Annotated in this window: 22 protein-coding genes and 1 tRNA gene; 18 read left to right on the forward strand and 5 right to left on the reverse strand. The window is 64.0% G+C overall.

The annotated features are described in order from the left end of the window. Positions 1-1,428 (reverse strand): aldehyde dehydrogenase family protein, encoded by a 1,428-nt coding sequence (locus AX692_RS12805; protein WP_073973106.1) that lies wholly within the window; start codon positions 1,426-1,428, stop codon positions 1-3. A 186-nt stretch (positions 1,429-1,614) separates the two neighbouring features. On the opposite strand from AX692_RS12805, the gene AX692_RS12810 reads away from it, so the two are divergent. The 3 genes from AX692_RS12810 to AX692_RS12820 all read left to right on the forward strand — a co-directional run bounded on the left by AX692_RS12810 (position 1,615) and on the right by AX692_RS12820 (position 4,810). Next, positions 1,615-2,319: a glutathione S-transferase family protein gene (locus tag AX692_RS12810; protein ID WP_073973105.1), complete on the forward strand. Its 705-nt coding sequence runs from the start codon at positions 1,615-1,617 to the stop codon at positions 2,317-2,319. Between the two features lie 33 nt (positions 2,320-2,352). Continuing rightward, on the forward strand, positions 2,353-3,219 hold the full coding sequence (gene mtnP, locus AX692_RS12815; protein ID WP_073973104.1) for an S-methyl-5'-thioadenosine phosphorylase: 867 nt from the start codon (positions 2,353-2,355) through the stop codon (positions 3,217-3,219). Positions 3,220-3,367: 148 nt separating this feature from the next. After that, complete coding sequence (locus tag AX692_RS12820; RefSeq protein ID WP_073973103.1) at positions 3,368-4,810, forward strand: methyl-accepting chemotaxis protein; 1,443 nt, start codon at positions 3,368-3,370, stop codon at positions 4,808-4,810. A 95-nt stretch (positions 4,811-4,905) separates the two neighbouring features. On the opposite strand, the gene AX692_RS12825 is transcribed toward AX692_RS12820, so the two are convergent. The 3 genes from AX692_RS12825 to AX692_RS12835 form a co-directional block, all read right to left on the reverse strand. Beyond that, positions 4,906-7,929, reverse strand: a complete 3,024-nt coding sequence (locus AX692_RS12825) for a TonB-dependent receptor domain-containing protein (RefSeq protein WP_081095306.1) — start codon at positions 7,927-7,929, stop codon at positions 4,906-4,908. A gap of 208 nt (positions 7,930-8,137) precedes the next feature. After that, the gene (locus AX692_RS12830) at positions 8,138-8,749 is read right to left on the reverse strand and encodes an LON peptidase substrate-binding domain-containing protein (RefSeq protein ID WP_073973101.1); all 612 of its coding nucleotides are present in this window, start codon (positions 8,747-8,749) and stop codon (positions 8,138-8,140) included. Beyond that, positions 8,746-9,675 carry a tetratricopeptide repeat protein gene (locus AX692_RS12835; protein WP_073977717.1) on the reverse strand — a complete coding sequence of 310 codons (930 nt, stop codon included), beginning with the start codon at positions 9,673-9,675 and terminating at the stop codon, positions 8,746-8,748. Before AX692_RS12835 ends, AX692_RS12830 begins: the two co-directional genes overlap by 4 nt. A 257-nt stretch (positions 9,676-9,932) precedes the next feature. Between AX692_RS12835 and AX692_RS12840 the strand changes: the two genes are divergently transcribed. From AX692_RS12840 to AX692_RS19100, 14 genes are all read left to right on the forward strand, one after another. After that, positions 9,933-10,007: transfer RNA gene (locus AX692_RS12840), tRNA-Gly, on the forward strand. A 424-nt stretch (positions 10,008-10,431) separates the two neighbouring features. Further along, positions 10,432-10,596: a hypothetical protein gene (locus AX692_RS20195; RefSeq protein WP_165362082.1), complete on the forward strand. Its 165-nt coding sequence runs from the start codon at positions 10,432-10,434 to the stop codon at positions 10,594-10,596. A 105-nt stretch (positions 10,597-10,701) separates the two neighbouring features. Further along, complete coding sequence (locus AX692_RS12850) at positions 10,702-11,157, forward strand: hypothetical protein (RefSeq protein ID WP_081095317.1); 456 nt, start codon at positions 10,702-10,704, stop codon at positions 11,155-11,157. 403 nt (positions 11,158-11,560) lie between these two features. Beyond that, the gene (locus AX692_RS12855) at positions 11,561-11,878 is read left to right on the forward strand and encodes a DUF736 domain-containing protein (protein ID WP_073973098.1); all 318 of its coding nucleotides are present in this window, start codon (positions 11,561-11,563) and stop codon (positions 11,876-11,878) included. Between the two features lie 93 nt (positions 11,879-11,971). Further along, entirely contained in the window at positions 11,972-12,190 is a 219-nt protein-coding gene (locus tag AX692_RS12860) for a helix-turn-helix domain-containing protein (protein ID WP_073973097.1), read from the forward strand. A gap of 226 nt (positions 12,191-12,416) precedes the next feature. Beyond that, positions 12,417-12,680, forward strand: a complete 264-nt coding sequence (locus AX692_RS12865) for a DNA -binding domain-containing protein (RefSeq protein WP_073973096.1) — start codon at positions 12,417-12,419, stop codon at positions 12,678-12,680. A gap of 135 nt (positions 12,681-12,815) precedes the next feature. Continuing rightward, positions 12,816-13,013, forward strand: a complete 198-nt coding sequence (locus AX692_RS12870) for a transcriptional regulator domain-containing protein (protein ID WP_073977076.1) — start codon at positions 12,816-12,818, stop codon at positions 13,011-13,013. 91 nt (positions 13,014-13,104) lie between these two features. Then, positions 13,105-13,587: a DUF2285 domain-containing protein gene (locus tag AX692_RS12875; protein ID WP_230959496.1), complete on the forward strand. Its 483-nt coding sequence runs from the start codon at positions 13,105-13,107 to the stop codon at positions 13,585-13,587. A 119-nt stretch (positions 13,588-13,706) separates the two neighbouring features. Further along, positions 13,707-13,958 carry a helix-turn-helix transcriptional regulator gene (locus tag AX692_RS19085; protein ID WP_081095307.1) on the forward strand — a complete coding sequence of 84 codons (252 nt, stop codon included), beginning with the start codon at positions 13,707-13,709 and terminating at the stop codon, positions 13,956-13,958. Beyond that, positions 13,958-14,824 (forward strand): replication initiator protein A, encoded by an 867-nt coding sequence (locus tag AX692_RS12880; RefSeq protein ID WP_073973095.1) that lies wholly within the window; start codon positions 13,958-13,960, stop codon positions 14,822-14,824. Before AX692_RS19085 ends, AX692_RS12880 begins: the two co-directional genes overlap by 1 nt. Positions 14,825-15,071: 247 nt before the next feature. After that, entirely contained in the window at positions 15,072-15,581 is a 510-nt protein-coding gene (locus AX692_RS12885) for a DUF2840 domain-containing protein (RefSeq protein ID WP_073973094.1), read from the forward strand. Next, positions 15,578-16,171 carry a S26 family signal peptidase gene (locus AX692_RS19090; RefSeq protein ID WP_073981410.1) on the forward strand — a complete coding sequence of 198 codons (594 nt, stop codon included), beginning with the start codon at positions 15,578-15,580 and terminating at the stop codon, positions 16,169-16,171. Before AX692_RS12885 ends, AX692_RS19090 begins: the two co-directional genes overlap by 4 nt. After that, positions 16,168-16,500, forward strand: a complete 333-nt coding sequence (locus AX692_RS19095) for a DUF736 domain-containing protein (protein ID WP_081095308.1) — start codon at positions 16,168-16,170, stop codon at positions 16,498-16,500. Before AX692_RS19090 ends, AX692_RS19095 begins: the two co-directional genes overlap by 4 nt. Before the next feature lie 2 nt (positions 16,501-16,502). After that, positions 16,503-17,276 (forward strand): lytic transglycosylase domain-containing protein, encoded by a 774-nt coding sequence (locus AX692_RS19100; RefSeq protein ID WP_081095309.1) that lies wholly within the window; start codon positions 16,503-16,505, stop codon positions 17,274-17,276. A gap of 139 nt (positions 17,277-17,415) precedes the next feature. On the opposite strand, the gene AX692_RS20695 is transcribed toward AX692_RS19100, so the two are convergent. Further along, entirely contained in the window at positions 17,416-17,538 is a 123-nt protein-coding gene (locus tag AX692_RS20695; RefSeq protein ID WP_269135697.1) for a hypothetical protein, read from the reverse strand. Here AX692_RS20695 and AX692_RS12895 point away from each other — a divergent pair. Continuing rightward, positions 17,512-19,269 carry a relaxase/mobilization nuclease domain-containing protein gene (locus AX692_RS12895; RefSeq protein ID WP_073973092.1) on the forward strand — a complete coding sequence of 586 codons (1,758 nt, stop codon included), beginning with the start codon at positions 17,512-17,514 and terminating at the stop codon, positions 19,267-19,269. The genes AX692_RS20695 and AX692_RS12895 overlap by 27 nt on opposite strands. Positions 19,270-19,293: the final 24 nt, after the last annotated feature.

A 19,293-nucleotide genomic window follows, 5' to 3' on the forward strand; every position in this document is an offset into this window, starting at 1 on the left:
TCAGGCGGGAACCTTGTCCTTCTTGACGGTGATCACCTGCGCGTAGGTGAACTCCTTGAGGCCTTCCTTGCCGTATTCGGCACCGAAGCCCGACTGCTTGTGCCCGCCAAACGGCGCGAAGGGCGAGAGGTGGAGGTATTCGTTGACCCACACCGTGCCGGTTTCGAGCTGCTCGGCGATCTCGACGCCCTTGTCCGGGTTGCCGGTCCACACCGCGCCGGCGAGGCCGTATTCCGAGTTGTTGGCGCGCGCGATGACTTCCTCTTCGGTCGAGAACTTCATCAGCGGCATCACCGGGCCGAACTGCTCTTCCGCCACGATCCGTGCGTCTTCGGGCGGGTTGTCGAGGATGGTCAGCGGGACGAAGTAGCCGGTGCCGCTCGGATCGACGTTCCCGCCGAGCAGGAACTTGTAGCCGTTCGACTTCGCATCCTCGATCAGCTCGAGCACGCGGTCATACTGCTTCTTGTTCTGGATCGGACCGACCCCGGTGCCCTGCTGGCTGCCGTCGCCGACCTTCACCGTCTTGGCATATTCGACGATCGCGGCGCTGAGTTCGTCGTAGATATCCTCATGGATATAGACGCGCTTGGCCGCGACGCAGATCTGGCCTGCATTGGAGAAGCTCGACCAGAACAGCTGCTCGGCGACCTTCTTGGGATCGGCATCGGGGAGCACGATCGAGGCGTCATTGCCGCCCAGTTCGAGCGTGATGCGCTTCAAGTCGGCGCTCGCGCCTTCCATGATCTTCTTGCCCGTCGCGGTCGAGCCGGTGAAGGTGATCTTGTCGATATCGGGGTGGCTGGTCATCAGCGGGCCGAGGTCGTCCTCGCCGGTGATGATGTTGACGACGCCCGGCGGCACCTTGTCGGCGATCAGCTCGGCGATGCGCAGGGTGGTCAGCGGGGTGAAGGGCGAGGGCTTCAAGACGATGGTGCAGCCCGAGAGCATGGCGGGCGCGATCTTCTGCATCGCCATCATCACCGGAAAGTTCCACGGCACGATCCCCGCGACCACCCCCACCGGCACGCGGCGGGTGCGGGAGAGGCGGGTGTCGGAGTCCTCGTTGATCTCGTCATCGAGGCTCAGGGTGGACTGCGCCGCGCTCATCGCCGCGGCACCGTAGATTTCCCCCTTGGCCTGATCGTGAGGCTTGCCCTGCTCGCTGGTCAGCAGGCGGTAGAGTTCCTCGGCATTGGCCTTGATCGCGCCCGAGATCGCCATGATCGCGGCGCGGCGTTCCTCGATGGGGGTGTTCTTCCAGGTCTTGAACGCGGCGCGCGCGGCGGCGACGGCGCGGTCGAGCTCGGGCTTGCCGCAGGCCGGCACCTGGCCGATGACCTGCTCGTTGGCGGGGTTCACCACGTCGAGCCAGCGGTCGGTCGCGACCATCTCGCCGCCGATAAGGTTCTTGTACTGGGTGACCATGTGAATGTCCTCTCTGCGAATGGGGAGTCGTCTCTCTCTGCCCAAGGTTGGCGCGTTGCATTGAAAAACGCAATCGCTGCTTTGGCGCCACAGGTAGCGCGGCAGAGCGGCGCGATCACCTGACGATTGCGCTACGCCGCAGCCATTCTATGTGAGGCTCCCGGCTTGACGACGAGAGGACACGACATGACCACGACCCGCCCCGATCTGGTGCTTTACGGCAGCCCGCTCTCGCCCTTCCTGAGGAAGGCTGCGGGCGTGTGCCTCACCAAGGGCGTGGCCTACGAGGTCGAGGGCGTGAACGTCTTCGCCCCGCCCCCCTGGTTCCTCGACATCTCGCCGATGAAGCGCATTCCGGTGCTGCGCGACCGCAGCGTAGCCGAAGAGGGCGTCGCGGGCACAATCCCCGATTCCTCGGCGATCTGCGCCTATATCGAGAAGAAGCACCCCTCACCTGCGCTATACCCCGAAGACCCAATGGCCTACGCCGAGGCGCTCTTCATCGAGGAATTCGCCGATACCTCGCTCGCCGCGGCAGCCGGCCTCGGCATCTTCCGGCCGATCTTCTTCGCCATGTCCAAGGGCGAGGAACCCGGGCTCGACAAGGCGCGCGATGCCTGGGCGAACCAGTTGCCGCCGATCTTCGACATTCTGGAAAAGCGCCTCGATGGCCGCGCGTTCTTCGCGGGCGATGCGCTGTCGATCGCCGACATAACCGTCGCCTGCGTGCTGATGCAGATTTCGCTGGTGGCCGAGACCCCGCTCGAGCGCTGGCCGGGCCTCGCAGCGCATTTTGCCGCGATGCAGGCCCTCCCCGCCATCGCCCAGCCCTATGCGGCGGCGGAAAAGATCGTCCGCAAGGCCTTGCCCACTCCGTTCGACCTGACCTAAGGCGCTGAGACGAGTGAGAGGATAGCGGGGCGCATGGCCAGCGAGTGGTGCATCGGGATCATCGGCGGATCGGGCCTCTATGCCATCGACGGGCTGGAGGACGCGCAGTGGATCGCGATCGAGACACCGTGGGGCGATCCTTCGGACGAGATCCTGTGCGGGACGATCGGCGGGGTGAAGGTGCGCTTTCTCCCTCGCCACGGGCGCGGGCACCCGATCACGCCCACGGAGCTCAACGCCCGCGCCAATATCGACGCCCTGAAGCGCGCCGGGTGCACCGATATCCTCGCGATCAGCGCGGTCGGCTCCCTGCGCGAGGAGCTCGAGCCCGGGCGCTTCGCCGTGGTCGAGCAGTTCATCGACCGCACCGTGCACCGCCCCAGCACCTTCTTCACCAGCGGCTTCGTCACCCATGTCTCGATGGCCGACCCGGTCTGCCCGCGCCTGTCCGACATGGCCGCGCAGGCGGTGGTCGCGGCGCAGGGCAAGGTCGCGGTGGGGGCGACCTATCTCGCGATGGAGGGCCCGCAATTCTCCACCCGCGCCGAAAGCCGGATGTACCGATCATGGGGCGCGGACGTGATCGGCATGACCGCCATGCCCGAGGCCAAATTGGCGCGCGAGGCCGAGCTGCCTTACGCGCTGGTCGGCATGGTCACCGATTACGATTGCTGGCGCGAAGGCGATTCGGTCGATGTCGCGCAGGTCGTCCAGCAGATGCAGGCCAACGGCGCGCTCGCGCGGGCGACGGTCATGAACTTCATCGCCGCCCTGCCCGAAACGCGCGACCCTTCGCCGATCGACACCGCGCTCGATGACGCCGTGATCACCGCGCCCGACGAGCATGATCCGGCGCTGCTGGCCAAGCTTGACGCGGTCGCCGGGCGCTTGTTCGGCTGACGCCCGCAGGGCCCCTGCCGCGTCCGCGCAAGGCAAAGTCCCCGCATACCGACGTCCTCGCATTCGCACGTAGTTCGCCGCAAAGGGTTGCTTGGGCGCGCTGGGCCTAGGGATAGCGGATTGCCCGATCAATCCGAAAGTCCCGCCCATGGCGCACCGCCCGCTCAGTGAACGGCTCGAGTTCTACAAGGTCGCAGGCCAGCATCGCGATCACGCGATCATCGCCCGCGCCATCCGGCGCAGGATGGATCACGCGCTCGATGCCTTTTACCGGGAACTCAAATCCCGCGACGATCTTGCCAGGATGTTCTCGAGCGACGCGGCGATGGAGCGGGCGCGCAAGGCCCAGGGGCGCCACTGGCTCGAGGCCTTCGAGCAGGGGATCGACGAGAGGTTCCGCGACCGCGCGGCCCATATCGGCGAGGTTCATGCCAAGATCGGCCTGCCGCCCAAGTGGTACATGGGCAGCTATGCCCGCATCCTCGACGAACTGATCGAGGAGCTGGTGGCCCCGGGCTGGCGGCGCTGGCTGCCGTGGAAGCGCGCCGAGGCCCGCCGGGTCGCGACCCTGGTGAAGGTCTCGCTGCTCGACATCGAGATCGCGCTGTCATCCTATTTCTTCGACAGCAGCAGCAAGATCAACCAGCTCAACGAGGTGCTGGGACATGCGCTCGCGCAGCTGGCCGAGGGCAGGCTCAACATCGCGCCGGTGACCCTCGCGTCCGACTACGCCCAGGTCGCGCAGGACTTCAATTCCTCGATCGGGTCGCTGCACACCACGATCAGCGCCGTGATCGCCGGGGTGAGCACGATCTCGGCCGGATCGACCGAGATCCGCTCGGCTTCCGATGACCTTGCCCGGCGGACCGAGGAGCAGGCCGCCAGTCTCGAGGAAACCGCGATCGCGATCGCCCAGGCGAGCCAGCGGGTCAGCCAGACCAGCCAGACCGCCAGCGCGGCGCGCACCGCGATCCAGGAAGCCAACATCAAGGCCAGCGAGGGCAGCAAGATCGCCTCGGAGGCGGTGGTCGCGATGGACCAGATCGAAGCCTCGAGCAGCACCATCACCAACATCATCTCGGTGATCGATTCGATCGCCTTCCAGACCAACCTGCTGGCGCTCAATGCCGGGGTCGAGGCCGCGCGGGCGGGCGAGGCGGGCAAGGGCTTCGCGGTGGTCGCCAGCGAGGTGCGCGCGCTGGCCCAGCGCTGCGCCGAAGCCGCCGACGAGGTGAAGGGGCTGATCACCGCCAGCAACGGCCAGATCGCGCGCGGGGTCGATCTGGTGAAGCGCAGCGGCGATTCCTTCGCCGCCATCACCCACGGCGTCGTCGAACTCTCCGCCGCCATCCAGGCGATCGCCGAGGCGACCGACGAGCAGGCGAGCGGCCTGGTGCAGATCAATCAGACCGTCTCCGATCTCGACCGTACCACGCAGCAGAACGCGGCAATGGCCGAGGAGTGCAACGCGGCGGCAAGCTCGCTCGCGCGCGAGGCGGACAATCTGCGCGCGACGGTTTCGGCCTTCGAGGTGGGCGGGCAGCATGCCATGCTGAGCGCGCCGGGCGAAAGATATGCGCGCGCCGCCTGACCGGCGCCCGGCATCCGCCAGGTGCGGCTGACGCAAAGAAAGGGGCGGGCACCGGATCATCCGGTACCCGCCCCTTGCTGCGTCAGGCGTCCGCCTCAGAAGCCGAGCTGGTCGGTGGTGATGCGGATCCCGGCGTAGAAATAGCGGCCGAGCCAACCCACGCCCGACTGGCTGGCAATCCCGCGGATCGGCAGCTCGTTGGTGAAATTGTTCACCCCGACGTAGAAGCTCGCGCGTTCATCGTCGGTGGCGATTTCGGCACGGATGTCGTGGATGAAACGCTCGCCGATGGTCAGGAACTCGGGCGCGGCCACATCGGGGTCGCCCGCGATCACGTCACGCTCGAAGCGCAGCTGGTCGCCGACATACTGGAGCCCGTAATTGAACGCAAAGTTGCCGATCGACCAGGTCACGTCGGCGGTGCCGATCCACTCGGGCGCGCCGTTCTCGCCCTGGTTGTTGTCGACGATCCCGCCATTGGCCGGCAGCACCAGCAGCTTGTCGAGATAGCCCACGGTGCCGCGCAAGGCGAACCGGCCGAGACCGCCGTCACCCGGCGTGAAGGCGTAGTTCACCGTCACGTCCGCGCCCGCCGTCTCCACGAAGGCGACGTTCTGCGGCGAGAGCAGGTAGTTGGTGACGAAGCCGGTATCGGTCGAACGCGTGATCGAGTTGCAGAACACGTTGTCGAGCGAGGCGGAATCGACGCAGAACTGGGCGGTCTCGTTCAAGGAGGCGGTGCGCACCGCGTCGGTCAGGCGGATGTCGTACCAGTCGGCGGTCACCACCAGGCCGCGCAGGAAGCTCGGCTGCAGGATCACCCCCGCCGTCCAGGTGCGCGCGTCCTCCTCGGTGAGGTTGCGGTTGCCCTGGAACACCCCTTCGCGGCTCGCGCTCGAATTGATGTCGCTGGCCGGATCGAAGGTGTCGAAATCGACCCCCAGCCCCTCGATCAGCGCACGGCAATTGGCCGCCCGGAACTCGGTGCCCTGGTTGAGGTTCTCCGGCCCGCACGGATCATCGATAAAGGCGAAGGTGCCGCTGCGGGGAGCGAACAGCTCGGTGATGTTCGGCGCGCGCACCGACTTCGAATAGCTGCCGCGGAAGCGGATGTCGCGGATCGGCGCCCATTGCCCGTTGACCGACCAGCTCTCGGTGCTGCCGACGGTCGAGTAGTCCGAATAGCGGCCTGCGACAGTGAATTCGAGCAGCTCGAAGAACGGCCGGTCGGCGAGGATCGGCACGTTGATTTCGCCGAACACTTCCCAAACGTCGAACTGCCCGGTTTCAGGCGCTAGCAGCGCGAGATCGGCGAGCACGCCGCTGCCGTCATCGAAATCGGTCACCTGGGTGGAGATCGCGTCGGGCTGGAAGTTGCTCTTTTCCTTGCGGTACTCCCCGCCGAACGCGAAGTTCACCGCGCCGCCCGGCAGCTCGAACATATTGCCGAAATCGCCTGCGATGTAGGCGTTCGCGACGTGCTGTTCGATCCGGTAATTGTTCCGGGTGTCGGTCAGGACGAAGTCGAGCGCGGCCTGGCTCGGCGCGCCTTCGCCGAAGATGTTGAGCGGCACGCAGGCGCCCGGGGTGAAGGTCTGCGGCGCCTGGCCGTAGTTGCCGTTGCCCGCATCGGCCAGCGCCCCGCCGTCGACATTGACGCGGCAATCGAACACGCCGTTGGGGGTGCCGGTGGTGAACTGGCCGACATCGACCACGTCGAGCGCGGCGAAGTAGCGATCCTCGATGCGCTGGTTGGTCGAGATGAAGGTGGTGTCGTTGCGGCCGTAGACATAGCTCGCCTCGAACTTCACCCGGTCGGAGATGTTGCCGTCGATCCCGATCACGCCGCGATAGAGATCACGCTCGAAATTCTCGTTGCGCGTGCCGAAATCGAAGTTGTCGCGGTTGAACAGCAGGCCGCCGAATTCGTCGAGCCCGGCGGCGCGGACGTTGGCGGGGATGAACGGGTTGTCCTCGGAGATGAAGGTGAAGAAGTCGAAGGAAGGCTGCGCGACCGAGAAGTTCTCGGTGCGCACATACTTGCCCTCGGCGAACAGGCGCACGTCGGGAGTGAGCTCGAAGCTGAACAGCGCGTTGACGCTGTGGTGCTCGGTGCCGGCCTGAAGGTCGCCCTGGTAATCGTTCACCGGGGTGTTGTCGCCGCCCTGCGCGAGGAAGCCCGATTGCGGCAGGAAGATGCCCGGATCGTAGACCCGGCCATCGCCGTTGAAGCGGGGCGAGAAGCTGCCGTCGATCACCAGCGCGCCGCCGGGCGAGCTGTCGGCATAGCCGATGCGATTGAGGAAGATGTTGTCCGGGAGGTTCGGATCGTCAGGAATGTCGTCGGGGTTGCGCACGAGGGTGTCGGCGTCGAACCGCCCGTTCGGCCGGTCGCCAAAGCCGACCCGGCCATCCTTGCGGAACTCGTAGTTCAAGGCGATGTTGCCGCGGTCGTCGGCGAAGTTCTTCCCCGCGGTGACCGAGAAGAAGTTGCTCTCCGCGTCGCCGAAGTCGGAAATGCCGTTCTGCGCGCGGATGTCGAGGCCTTCGAAGTCGCGCTTCATGATGAAGTTGACCACGCCCGAGACGCCGTCGGCACCATAGACCGACGAGACGCCGCCGGTCAGCACGTCGACCCGCTCGATCAGGCTGATGGGGATCGAGTTGGTGTCGACCGCGGCCTCGCCCGATACGCCCGCGACGTGGCGGCGGCCATTGACCAGCACCAGCGTGCGGTTCGCGCCGAGGTTGCGCAGGTTGAGCAGGTTCACGCCCGCAGCGCCGGTGCGCGCCTGCGAGCCGGCGGCGTCGAAATTGGTCTCCGAGCCGAACAGCGCCGGGGTCTGGGCGAGCAGTTCGGTGACGTTGTTGATCCCCGACTGGACGATGTTCTCGGCCGTGATCGCGACCACCGGGGTGGCGGTGGCGGCCTCGGGGCGCTGGATGCGGGTGCCGGTGACGATGATCGCCGTGCCGCTGTCCTCTTCGGGTGCGGCGGCGGTCTCCTCGCCATCGACGGCCGCGTCCTGCGCGAGGGCGGCGGGGGCGAGGCCCACGCTCAGCCCGGCGATGCCGGCGGTGAGGAGCAGCTTCGTGCGCCGCATACCATTATGACTCATATGTATTTCCCTGTTCCTGACAGTCGTGTGAAGGCCCGCGGCGTCGGGCGCGAGCGCGCACCCGCTATCCGCGAAGACGGCCGTCTAGGATGCGATCAGGCCGCCACGCGCAACCTGCGCGGACGGCTTGTTCGACGAAATGACATATTTATATGATTAGTAGCATGAATGAGCCGACGCGCGTCGACGGGCGGATTCCGCGGACTGGCTACTGCAGCGTCACAATCTCGTCACCGCCATCGTGGCGGCCATAGAACTGCATGAGCTGGACCAGCAGCTCGCAGCGCGCGGCGAGTGTCTCGGCCTCGAGCAGCGCCTGCTTGCTCGCCGGATCGAAGGGGGCGATCTGCGAGACGCCGTTGATCAGCGAGCGATCATCGAGCCGCTCCACCGAATCCCAATCGACCGAATAGCCCTGCGAATCCGCGAAGTGCCGTGCCTCCCGCTCGAACCCGCCGCGCTGGGCGTGGGTCAGGATCTCGTCCTCGTCCTCGGCGAGGATCTCGGCCTCGACCTGGCGGTAGGCGGTGGTGACGTCGAGCTCGCGCACCAGCCGGAAGCGCGCGGTGCCTTCGAGGATGAGGTTGTAGCGCCCGTCGTCCATCGCTTGGATCTCGCCGATCCGGCCGACGCAGCCGACCTCGTAGAGCGGCGCGCCCTCGACCGAGCGGCGCGGCTGGATCATCGCGATCAGCCGGTCGCGGATCAGCGCATCGCCGACCATCGCGCGGTAACGCGGCTCGAAGATGTGGAGCGGCAGCTGCATGCCGGGAAACAGCACCGCGCCCGTAAGGGGGAAGATGGGAAGCCTCTTGGTCATCCGAACAATACGCGCGACAGGCGGCGGCGGACGCCGACCACCCATTCGTCTTCCAGCCCCGTGGCCTCGAAGATCTTGAGTAGCTTCGCGCGCGCGGCGCCCTCATTCCACTCGCGGTCGGCTGCGATCATGGCGAGGAGGGTGTCGGCGGCGGCATCGCGCTCGCCGGCGGCAAAGGCGGCCTCGGCATAGACGAGCTGGGCGTCCATGTCGGCCGGAGCGGCCTCGGCAGCAGCGCGCAGGGCGGCGAGCTCGCCATCATCGACCCGCTCGCCCGCCAGCTCGAGCGCGCTGCGGGCGGGGGCGATGGCGGCATCGGCGGCGAGACGCGGATCGCTGTCGATCACTTCCATGACCTGGCGGGCCTGTTCGAGCTCGCCCGATTGCACCAGCGCGCGCACCAGTCCTGCATGCGCCGGAGCATTCTCGGGGGCGAATTCGGTGATCTGGGCGAAGATCGACGCGGCGCGCTGCGCGTCACCGGCGGAGAGCGCCTCCTCGCCCATTTTCGCGAACTGCGCGAGTTCCTCGGGCGAGGGCCCCTGCGGCGCGCCCGGCTCGCCCGCCCCGCCCTCCACAGGCAGCTGGGCGAGCAGCTGGTCGAGGATCGCCTTCAGCTGCGATTCGCTCCGCGCATTGGTCAGATCGGCGATCGGCTGGCCCTGGAACATCGCATAGACCGTCGGGATCGAGCGCACCTGGAACTGCGCGGCGATGAACTGCTCCTCGTCGACATTGATCTTGGCGAGCACCACGCCCTTGTCCGCATACTCGCCCGCGACCTTTTCGAGCACCGGGGTAAGCGCCTTGCACGGCCCGCACCATTCGGCCCAGAAGTCGAGGATCACCAGCTTGGTCTGCGACGGCTCGACCACCGCCTTGCGGAAGCGGTCGACCGCCTTCTGTTCCTCGATGCTCAGTCCCATGCTGGCCAAGATACCTGCTCCTGCTGTCCGTTGACGCGTTTTGCGCCTGTCCGGTTCCCATGTGGGATGCGTCAATGCGCTTGTGAAGCGCTGCCACGTGCTGGCCGCTCGCCCCCTTGCGATCAAGCCCAAATCACGCCCGCCATCGCGTCCGGGGCGGGCGGCAATTTTGCGCTTGCAGCCGTTGAAGCGCGCTGCTAATCGCGCCGCCTCTCCGGCAGGAACGGCGCGAAAGCGGTTCCTGTCAGCGCCAGTGAGCGGGCGTAGCTCAGGGGTAGAGCACAACCTTGCCAAGGTTGGGGTCGAGGGTTCGAATCCCTTCGCCCGCTCCAGTTTTCTCCCAGAAAACCAACGGTTTGAACCTCGCGAAGCTCGCGAGGGCTTGGTGACAACGGCTAAATCTCCCGTGATTGTCACCACATTGTCACCAGTGCAAATCCAGCTCGGTACAATTCAGGCGTGCACACGTCTCAGCTAGCCCAATCATCCGGATTGATGATCAAGCGACCGGTGGTCGGGATAGGCCAATCTTGTTTGTGCACCGGTTACGCGAATTGCCTGCACGTGCGCATGACCAACCACTCGCATTAGCCGCTGATCCCTGGGCTCGAAGCCTGTCCTCCTTCAATCAACCCGTGAAGGGTCCGCTACGCTAGCGCGTGCGGCCGCAGCCGAGCTGCGGTGATTGCGGCCAGCCCCCGGCCCTTGGGGCGACTGTCGAGCGGGGTGGTCCCGCTCCTCGACAGGAGCCGCATCATGCCACTTGCAACCGCACAATCACTTGGCTTGAACCTTTCCCGGACGCTGATGACGGTCATCGTCCTGATCAAGACCGGTCAGGGCTATTTTGTGATCCCTGCCGACGAATTTGATGGCGACCCCGATCAGGTCGTGCGCGAATATGACCCATTCGCCCGCTGACATCAGGGACACTCGGACGTTTCGAACCGAGATCCATTGTGCTAATCTTGCCTTGCAGATTGCGCTGAGGTGGTGGTGGCGAGCGCGTCCAGACAAGGGACGCTTATGACCATTCTTCTCATCCTCGGGGGCATCGCCGGCCTCTACATGCTCTCGCTTCTGTTCCGGCTCGCCAGTCTAGCGCTGCCAGTCTACGTCGCCATCGGTACGAGCTTTGCCCTGCTTCGCGACGCGCACGGCTATCCCGCGGCGATTCTGACCGGCTTTTTCGCTGGAATCGCTACCCTGCTTATCGGCCAATTTCTGATCGCCTACATCCGATCACCCTCGGTTCGGCTTGCAATTGCGCTGCTCTTTGCGGTGCCGGCCGCCTTCGCCGGCTATCAAGCCGCCCACGGTCTGGCTTCGCTAGCGACGAGCAGCGATCCCGCATTGGCGATTCTCGGAACGATCGCGGCTGTCGCCACATCCATCTCCGCCTGGCGAAACGTGATGAATGGCAGCGATCGGTTCGACATAGCCTCTGCTACCGACCGATCAGATGGAAGCTATTCCCGATAGCGCTGCATTGGTTGGGACCGAATAGCAGGACGGCGTGGTTGGGGCGATTGCCTCCTGCATCGTCATCGAATGGCTTGGTTCGAGCTTTATTTGGGCCAGCCCTCCCGACATTTGACCTCGCGAACTATGCACCGGGTGTCATTTCCAGACGGAAAGCAACAGTACCGCCTCTTTCGATCCGCGCCTATGTCAGCCAGGCACTTCGCTTGGCAGGCTTGCCGCAACGGTGCGTTTCGGACTTTCTTCCCCCGGCGTTCCGCCGTTCCTCGCGCAACAAGAAAGCCCGGCCACACCGTCCTTCGCTGGCGCTACGGGCTGACGCTGCGGCGCCTGCCACTGGCTGACCTTCATCCGCGCATCGAGGCCGCACTGGAGCGGTCCGACCAACGGAAAGGAAATACCCATGGCAAAGATCGGCAACTTCAAGAAGGTTTCGGGAGAATTCCGTGGCCAGATCGCCACTCTCGCACTGCAAGCCAAGTCGGTCCGTATCGCAGCAGAAGAAAGCGCAAGCTCAAATGCTCCCAGCCACCGCGTATTCGTCGGCGATGTCGAAATCGGCGCGGCATGGGAAAAGCGCACCCAGGATGACCGGCCCTATCTCTCGATCAAGCTCGACGATCCGAGCTTTGTAGCCCCCATCTTCGCCCAGCTCTTCGAAGCTGAAGACGGCAGCTACGATCTGGTCTGGAACCGCCCCGCACGACGCAGCGAAAGCTGACCCGGCCAAGTCATCGCCCGGGTAACACCGGGCGATGACGAATCCCTAGTATATTGGGTGGCAGTATATTAGGGTTCCGCCGACCCACGGAGCATGAAGCTTCGGGAGATTTTTGCGACGAATTTAAGGCGAATGCGTCACGCCAGTGGGCTTTCGCAGGAGGAATTGGCGCACCGTGCTGGGCTCAACCGCAACTATGTCGGTCTGCTTGAACGCGCAGCGAATTCGCCAACGCTCGACACGGTTGAGCGACTCGCAGAGGAACTCGTCGTCGATCCAGCCCGCTTTTTCGACAAGGCCGGCGAACAATGATCGCAAACTAGCGCCCGTTCGCCGATTTGAAACTCCGACTTTACAATTTTTCAACTACGGCAAGCAGATGCTTGCTATTTCGGAGTGGTCGCCCAACCAAAATCCGACTCAGCTTATGCGGGAAAACGCATAATGCCCTGCGGATTATGGGGGAAGTGTCGACTGCTTCGCCACTCGTCTTGCGGCGTCACTGCGAGTATTATGGCTCCACGCTTAGGAGGGACCCATGTCGGCTCCTGACTTCGAAGATCAACCACCGCAGATGGACCGGCTCAGCGGCTATGACGAGCGCCACCTCGTCACCTATTTGCGTCTGCTCGACTCCGAAAAAGACGGCGCGCCTTGGGAAGAGGCGGTGGCGATCATCTTCGCCATTGATCCAACCAAGGAGCCTGAGCGCGCGCGCCAGGTTTACGCGAGCCATCTTGCCCGGGCGAAGTGGATGACCCAAAGCGGTTACCGGCATTTGCTGGTTCCGCGCACTCAGTGAACATACGCAATTCACACCGATGCGACACAATCGATTGTGCGTTCCCTGAGGGTATCGCAGCACTGACTCCAGCACTTCTCTGCCCACTGCCGTGACGTGATCGTTCGACTCCAAGAAGCTCACGGGAGAGCTGCGATGGAGGAGAAGCCCGACTGGCGTTCGGAGAATTACGCCAAGGCATTTGAAGACCACGACCGGGCCGATTTCGCGCAGGAATTCCTGCGCCGCAATCCGGCATACCGTGACGACTATGCACGCGCCGTTGATGCCGCGCCAATCGCCGGAAGGCGACTGGCAAAGCACTGGGGGTTGGTTTTTCGCTGCAAACCCTGAACTCTCTCCTACCCACTTCCCCGCCATCTGGGACCCCTCAGCCGCAGCGATTGTCGTCCAGTTGCGGCACGGCGGGATTGCAGATGGTGGCTTGAATACCCTGACAGTCACCGAAAATGCCTCAATCGTAGCGCGTCATTCCGACGACATGGCGACGCACATGGTGCTGGCATGCGAAGGGCGGCGCTACCGCCTGATCATCATTGGCGACATGGCCAGTACCGCACCGCTTTCCTTCATGCTCCCGGTCGACCACTTCTGGGACGTGCGTCGAGCGGCCATGTCGGCGTTTCAGGAACATGTTCATCTGGGTGTCCGGCGGCCTCGTCCAGCCTGTCTTGAGCCAGGTCACTCCGAGCGCTGGCGTCTCGTGCAATGGTTGCGAATCCTTGATGCTCTGCCGGAGGGCGTCAGTGCGCGTGAACTGGCAGTCGACCTGATTGCCCGCGACGCCGGACACTATTCATCCGCGGAGTGGGATAGTTCGAGCGAACGCAAACGGATCGCCCGCTGGCAGCGCAATGCTCTTGCCGTCCGCGATGGCGGATATCTGCGGCTTCTAAACGGCCACTGATCGGGACATTCGCAGCCCTTGCGCAATGTCCGTTCACCCAGACAGCTGAAAATCAGAACTCTCGCCTCCTGTCCGCCGGTCCGACCCTGTGTGTCCGGCACTTCTCAAGGAGGCACTTCATGGATGGAGATTTCGTACCGGTCATCCCGCGCTACGTCAGAACACCCGATGCAGCGGTTCATCTCGGCTTGTCGGCGCGCACGCTCGAAAAGCATCGCTGCTACGGAACCGGACCCGCGTTTCACAAGCTGGGCCGGCGGATTGTCTATGCCATCGCGGACCTGGATTCCTGGGCGCAGAACGGACGGCGAAATTCCACATCCGATCCCGGCAAAGGCATTTGCCTCTCCGCTCGCCCGGTGCGTCGCTGATGCGCCCTGCCGCAGCTTCTACCCAACTGGAGCTGTTCCACCCCATTCGCGGCGATATCGCCGCGAGGGACGCGCAGGATCTTATGGCGTGGCCGTTTTTCAGCCTCGCCAAGTCGAAGCGCAGCGCTCCCATCGACTTTTCCATGGGGGCGACCTGGATCTCGGTTGAAGCCGTGCCCGAGCACGGCATGGCGACAATCTGGGATGCAGATATCCTGATCTGGGCGGCGAGTCAGCTCGTCGAGGCTCGCGATGCGGGACGTCCCACCTCCCGGCTCATCGCTGCTCGCCCACATGAAATCCTCACATTCATCGGTCGAGGCACCGGCAAGGATCATTATGAACGCCTGCGCGCGGCCCTGGACCGGCTGCAAGCCACCACCGTTGCAACGTCGATCCGACAACAGCACCAGCGCCGCCGCCACCGCTTTTCGTGGATCAACGAATGGCGCGAGACGCTGGACGATCGCGGCCGCGCCATCGGGATCGAGATGATCCTGCCCGACTGGTTCTATGCAGGTGTCCTCGATCGCGCTCTCGTCCTGACCATCGACCGCGCCTATTTCGGCCTGACTGGCGGCGTGGAGCGCTGGCTCTATCGCATCGTGCGCAAACATGGCGGGCACCAACGCGGCGGTTGGAGCTTCGATGTTCCGCATCTGCACCTCAAATCCGGGGCTCTCTCACCGCTCAAGCAATTTGCTTTCGAGCTGCGTGCCATCGTCCGTCGGCAATCGCTCCCGGGCTACCAGCTGACCCTCGATCACAGTTTCGGGCGTGAACGCCTGATTTTCAAACCGATCCCCGTCGATCCGTTTCTCGCGGCCGCCCGGCGGGTCGGCTTGCCTGTGGAGAACTTGCCATGACGCTCGGCCTATCGAAAACCGTCAAGTTCGGCCCATTGCAAACCCGATCTTCGGCCTATCGGAAACCGAAGTCGTCCGGAACACCGCAGAAATCCGCCAAAAACACGCCATCCTCTAACGATGCTAATAGAAAAGAATCCTTCGGATTCTTGCTAACGGCCTCGTCGGTTGTGGACAGCTTAGCTGCGGCACCGATGCTTCCGTCTCCCAGAACAGCTGCTCGTCGCCTGTTGCCGGAGGGACGATCATGAGCCGTCCGACTTTGCCTCGACCTGCGAGCAGTTCGCGTTTCGCCAGCACGACGACTGAGGTCGAACTGACCTGGATCGAGAAGCGCTACGAGCAATGGATTCGCTTCGGGCGCATCGCAAATGACAGGATCATCAGCCGCAGCACCCGCATTGTCAGCTTCCGTCCTGGCGCAACCTTCGCGCTCGTGCGCTGGATGTCCAACGACTTCGGAACGGTTTTTTCGAGCATAGACATTGTGACCGCTGTGTCGTCAGGCCAGCCGTATACGACCTTGCCCTTCGTGCGTCCGGGCGGAGAAATACTCCTGCACATCGAAGGATGGCCCAAAGTTGCACAAGTGCTCGAGGCTATCGATAGCGTGGAGGCAGCCGGGCTCGATCCCAGCGACGCATCGCCTGACCATTGGCGCCACGTAAGCAACCGGCTGAGTGCCGGAATGCCATTTCGGCCCTATACGGCGGAGCGGCACGCGGCATGGCTCCGGCGCAAGGCGCTCGAAGCATGACCCGGCGCAGCTATCTCCGCGCCACAATGCTGCTGGCGGGCGTCTTCAGCGCTGGGTTTGCAGCCGTCGCTGTGCAGTTACCGCGTCCCCGGTTGATGTGGAACGCCAGCGCCAGCGCGCCAATCGGTCTCTATCGGATCGACCGCGCCGCACCTTTGCGGCTTGGCGATCTCGTAGCCATTACACCGCCCGACGACATTGCCCGGTTTCTCGACCGTCGTCGTTACCTGCCATCCGGCGTGCCGCTCATAAAGCATATTGCAGCCTTGCCCGGACAGCGGATTTGCCGCGTCGGCGCAGTTATCACGCGCGATGGACGAGCGATCGCCGTGGCGAAGATGCACGACAGGATGGGCCGCGCGCTGCCAGTCTGGCGCGGCTGCCGCCGATTGGGTTCTGGCCAGCTCTTCCTGCTCAATCCAGCTCCGGACAGTCTCGATGGGCGCTATTTCGGTTTGCTCCCGGCGACGGGTCTGATCGGCAACGCACGCCCCATCCTGACACGCGCAGCCCCCGGTGAACCGCTGCGCTGGCGCGCGTCCGACACACCCACCGTTTTTACAACCACCAAGCAGGAGACCAAGCCATGATGATTGGCGAGTTTCATTCCACTCAGGATGGGTTCGCTGGCCGCATCCGGACGCTCACGCTCGATGCTGCCGTAACTCTCGTTCCAGCCCCCGCGAACGACTGTGAGAATGCACCCGACTGGAGAGTTCTGCTCGGCGATGCCGACACCGGAATCGAAATTGGCGCTGGATGGAACCGGACAGGCGAACGTGCCGGGGCCTATGTCTCCGTACATATTGATGACCCGGCATTCGTACTGCCCCTTCGCGGAAATCTGCTCCGCTCGATCGGCCAGCACGACGTGCATCACCTGCTCTGGTCGCGTCCGACGCACCGCGATCGGAAATAGCCATGAACCGTCAATCACGGACCAGTCGCAAGTGGCGTCCGCTTTGCCTTGCGTATCGCCTGCACCGCGACCTTCTCCTTCCCGGCCTTTGTCTGGTCATTAGCGTCGGAACAATCATCGCACCGCAGGCGGCGATTGCATCCGAGACAGACCAATTCGCGGCGCATCCTTATGCACCGCACGTTGCTGAGGCGTCACAGCGCTTCGGCATTCCTGAACTCTGGATATGGGCGGTGATGCGCGCCGAGAGCCGCGGCAATTCGCGCGCTGTTTCTTCCACTGGAGCGATGGGTCTGATGCAGCTCATGCCTGGCACCTGGAGCACACTCACCGCACGTCATGGGCTCGGCTCTGACCCGTTCGATGTCCGCGCCAACATTCTTGGGGGAGCAGCATATCTGCGCGCCATGTGGGACCGCTATGGCGACGTCGGTCTGATGTTGGCAGCATATAATGCAGGACCAGGCCGTGCCGATGACTACGCCGCTGGTCGGCGGGGTTTGCCCGCAGAGACCATCAGCTATGTGGCTCAGATCGTGCCGGGTCTCGGCATATCGAGCACTGCCGCGCCTGCTGCAATGCCGCCAGCCATTACAATGTCGTGGCGCCAATCTGCTCTATTCGCGCCTCGCGACGTTGATGGCGGTGACCGCGCAGATCCTGCAACGCCAGAGCAACCAGAGGACGCGAGCGGCGCAATTCCTGTGCGATCACTACGGCGTGCTGACCGAGCACCGCATGCGCTGTTCGTCTCGCTTTCGTCACGGAATCCGTGATGACGTACACCCTGTCAGTTCCGGTCGCTCCGGCACCATGCAATGTGTTTCGTGCGGTTTGGTGGGCGGTTGGAATTCAGCAGAAGGTGGGAGGGCAAGATAAAAGGACAGCCAGCAGGCTCGTCCTATGTGGTTGGGATCATTGCCGAAAACCGTATGGCTCCCCGCCGGCACAGCCATATCGCAACGCAAATTTGTCATTGTTTTCAACGCCAAACTGTATGGCGCGCAGTCCATGAGCCGCGATGACGGTGATTTTCACGTCCGGCCGGGAAGAGGCAGGGATAGCGGCAAGGGTTCGGCGCAGAAGGGCCAAAAACTCGCTGCACAGGTCCGCCGTGCTGCCGCGCGATCAGGACAGACGCGCCTGCCGAGGACCGCTTCGAAACGCGGACAAGGCACTGGCAGAAGCGGTCGCGGCAGGCACGCACTCGCCTCAATGCGGCAGCGCTCGCCGATACAGCGCCGGGTGACGGTCCTGGCTCGCATAGTCCGGCACAAAGGAGCGCAATACCGAGCCGCACCACTCGGTCGGCACATCTCGTATCTCGAACGCGACGGCGTGACCCGTGACGGCTGCAAGGCAACGATGTTCGATGCCCGCAGCGACGCGAGTGATCGCGAGGCCTTTGCCAATCGGTGCGAGGATGATCGTCATCATTTCCGTTTTATCGTCAGTCCCGAAGATGCAGGCATCATGCAGGATCTGCGAGATTTCACGCGGGATCTGATGGGCGACATGGCCAAGGATCTGGGCACCGAACTCGACTGGGTAGCAGTTGGTCACTGGAACACCGACAATCCCCACATTCACATTCTCGTGCGCGGCGTGGCGGATGACGGCACCGATCTGGTCATTGACCGCGGTTATGTCAGCGATGGCATGCGAAATCGAGCCGAGGAGCGGGTCACGCTCGAGCTTGGGCTGAGAAGCGAACGCGACATCAGGACCGCCGTAGAGCGCGAGGTCGATGCCGAGCGATGGACGGGACTTGATCGGCAGCTCGTCAACCTCGGCGAAGATTCGGCAGGCCGCGTCGACTTTCGCCCGGGCGGAGAAGGCGATCCCGAGACACGGCGACTGCTTGTTGGTCGCGCCGCGAAGCTGGAGCAGCTCGGTCTGGCCACCCGCGAGGGGGCGGGAGTGTGGACCATTGATCCTGGCATTGAGCGCACCTTGCGCGATCTCTCCGTCCGCAACGACATCATCAAGACCATGCACCGCGCCCTGACGCGGGAGGGCGGGCAATTCGACCCTTCAGCTTTGGCTTTGCACACCCAAGCACCCAGCGACCCGATCCTGGGACGCCTGATCGCGCGAGGCCTCCAGGATGAACTGACGGGCAGCGCCTATGCGATCGTCGACGGCACCGATGGGCGCACCCATCACCTGCGCTTCGACGACATAGAAATGACCGGCGACGCACGGCCGGGATCCATTGTCGAGCTTCGATCTTGGGAGGACAGCAAAGGTCACACTCGCCTTTCACTGGCGACGCGTTCGGATCTGCCCCTTGCGGACCAGATTGCATCGCCAGGCGCAACGTGGCTCGATCGCCAGCTTGTCGCGCGCGAGCCTCCAATCACCGGGAATGGCTTCGGCCTCGACGTGCGGGCCGCGCTGGAAGCACGCGCGCACCATCTTGAAGCGCAGGGCCTCGCCAGAAGGCAGGGCCAAAGGTTGATCCTCGCTCAGGACCTCATTGCCACGTTGAAAAATGAGGAGCTGGCATCGACGGCAGAGGGAATCTCCGCGCGAACCGGACTCGAGCACAAACCGTCTGCGGCCGGCGACTATGTCAGCGGAATCTATCGTGACCGCGTGACGCTGTCGTCCGGTCGGTTCGCGATGATTGACGACGGCATGAGCTTCCAACTCGTGCCGTGGCGTCCGGCACTCGACAAGCATCTGGGGCAACACATCACAGGCACCATGTCACCGGGCGGGACGGTCGACTGGGCCTTGGGTCGCGGGCGGGGGATCGGCCTGTGAAGCACCTTTCCCGACAGGACCAAA

The sequence above is a fragment of the Erythrobacter donghaensis genome (assembly GCF_001557325.1).
Lineage (GTDB): Bacteria > Pseudomonadota > Alphaproteobacteria > Sphingomonadales > Sphingomonadaceae > Erythrobacter > Erythrobacter donghaensis_B.